The following is a 2457-nucleotide window of genomic DNA, read 5'->3' on the forward strand; positions in this document are numbered from 1 at the left end:
TCCTGGTAGGCGTCGGCGAGGTTGTTGCGTGAGATGAGGGTGTGGGGGTGGTGGGGTCCCAGGATGCGGGTGCGGTCCTCGAGGGTCTGCTCGTACAGGGCGATGGCCTCATCGAGCCTGCCGGCATCCTGGTAGGCGCCGGCGAGGCTGTTGCGTGAGGCCAGGGTGCTGGGGTGATCGGGGCCAAGGGTGTCGCCCGCCCGCGTAACAGAATCAGTGAGGGTAAGTGCCAGTTGTGGCATCCCAAGGTCGGCTGCATTCCGTATCGTCGTTGCGAGTAATGCGACAAAATCTGGATCGGAAAATAATGGGCGAGAGTGGTCTTGAAATGTGACCGCGCCTATTTGTTCAACGAGATTTCGTGTTTCCTGTCGCTGCTGTTCAAAATTAGCTAGTTGGCCTATGTCAATCTTGTCGAGGATGGTTGTTGCGTATGTGCATGCTTTGTTAAATATCCCTTGTTCGCTCAGGTAGGTTTCGCGGTAAACTTGTCCTTGAAGGCGGTGAATGAGGGTCTTGTCGCCGTTGATGGATTCTTGGAGAATTGATGATTTCTTCAGGAACGACAGGGTGTCTCGAACTGCGTCGGAGTCATCGTCGAGCTCCAGAAGCCAGTGAGTCGGTACTCCGGAAGCGGCCAGGAGGGATAGTGTGTCGAGGAGCGATATAGCAATCCTCTCCTGCCAGGGGTACTTGGAGTTGATCTGCTCCAAGGCCTGTTCGTACGCCATGAATAGCGCGACACTGACAGCCTCTGGGTAGTCATCGCCCTCGAGGCGACTGATGCTTGACTCGAGCGAGTGGGTGCTCAATCTTATGAAATACTCTGAAAGGGAGTAGTGTCCCCACTTGGCTGTTGCCGCGGCTTGGGTTACGGCGACAGGTAGGTCGCCAAGCGCCTCTGCGATCTGGTCGGCTGCATCGCGATGAGCGTCACCGGTGCGTTGGCAGAGAAGAGCGATCGACTGCTCCCGTTCGAAGACGCTGACTGCCAATGGTGACCATCCCAAACTGTTCCAGTCAAGGTGGCTCGTTGTGGTAATGAGGGCCCGAACTCCGTCGCCCTCAGGGGTAAGATCTCTCAGGTCGTCGAGATTCTCCACGTTGTCGAAGACGAAGAGGCGGTCCGCCGCATCTGCTGAGCGTAGCTGATCCAGGAAGCGCCGAATAATAGTCTCCGGAGGAATGTCCTTCGGCGCATCGATACCAATACGCAGTGCGAGCTCGTAGAGGTCGGCAATGAGTTCCTTACGTGAGGCTGCATTGATCCACGCAACCATGGGCCAGCCCTCCTCCTCGCACGTGGCTGCAACCGCAGCGGCCAGCTGAGTCTTGCCGCTCCCTCTCATCCCTGTCAGCACTGTACGAGGCTCCGCGCAGGTAAGGACAGCCTCGAAGAGCTTGTCCTGTTCCTCTCGTTTGACGAAGCCTGCGGTGACCCTGGGGCGGCTGCCGAACCGAATCCGTGTGGGTGAGGCGGATTGGTTTCGAGTGACCGCTCTATGGATCTCCTGGATATCCGTAGCCGCTGCCGTCAAACGTTCGTGAGTCTCTGCTTGTCCCTCCAGTAGTTGCTTCTGCCCGGCAACTAGCTGATCCTGGACTGCGAGCAGCTGCTTGAGCGCGGCGATGTCGAAACCGCGTGAGCCTGGTGCGAGATGGATGAACTCGTCGGCGACGATGCGTGTCAGGTCGTTGAAGAAGGGCTCGGCTGCTGCCTCGACGTTCTGGCGGCGGCCGGCCGCACGCCGTCGGAGGTACCTCTCGAAGTGATCCGGGAACCGCACCGCCTCAATGACTGCGTCGTCGTCCCTGCTGAGCTCCTTGAGCGCCACCTCCATCTCGGTGACGGCTCCAGCCAAGGCGGATTGAGTGACTCCGGTCCGCTCGTACCGCTCGCCAGCGGCATCCACCTGCTTCTGAAGCCGGGCCTTGACAGATGCCTCCAGCGGATTCTCCTGTCCACCTCGCCCCTGCTGCAGATGTCTTAGGCTGCGCCATGCGTTGAGGGCCTCGCCTGGCAGCGACGCCGCGCTGCTCCATGAAGGATCGACGGCCACAGCGGCTCCGCGCATGAGCAGCCCGGTGATGCTGGCAGACAGGACGGTGAGGGAGAGGGGATCGGCCATGCCGCTATCGTACAGGCGGTCAGCGGCGCCGAAACAGAATTCTTACGGCGCCTCGAAAAGCTTCGTCGCTTCCTCGGATCTCCCTGCGGCAAGGTAGGCATTGGCGAGGTTGCCGCGCGAGGTGAGAGTGACAGGATGAGCGGGTCCCAGGGTGCGGGTGCGGTCCTCGAGGTTCTGCTCGAACAGGGGAATGGCCTCCTCGAGCCTGCCCGCATCCCGGTAGGCGCCGGCGAGCGTGCTACGTGAGGTGAAGGTGTCGGGGCGGTCAGGGCCCAGAATGCGGATGAAGTCAGCGAGGTTCTGCTCGAACAGAGGGATGGCTTCGTCC

General features: G+C 60.4%; 2 protein-coding genes. Both read right to left on the reverse strand.

The features are described 5' to 3' along the window. The coding region (locus HMPREF0975_RS10095; RefSeq protein WP_009234062.1) for a tetratricopeptide repeat-containing protein at positions 1-2129 on the reverse strand (2129 nt) is incomplete at its 3' end. Between the two features lie 42 nt (positions 2130-2171). Beyond that, a partial coding sequence (locus HMPREF0975_RS10100; RefSeq protein ID WP_009234063.1) for a tetratricopeptide repeat protein occupies positions 2172-2457 on the reverse strand: 286 nt, incomplete at its 5' end.

The organism is Actinomyces sp. oral taxon 849 str. F0330 (genome assembly GCF_000239715.1).
Taxonomy (GTDB): domain Bacteria; phylum Actinomycetota; class Actinomycetes; order Actinomycetales; family Actinomycetaceae; genus Actinomyces; species Actinomyces johnsonii.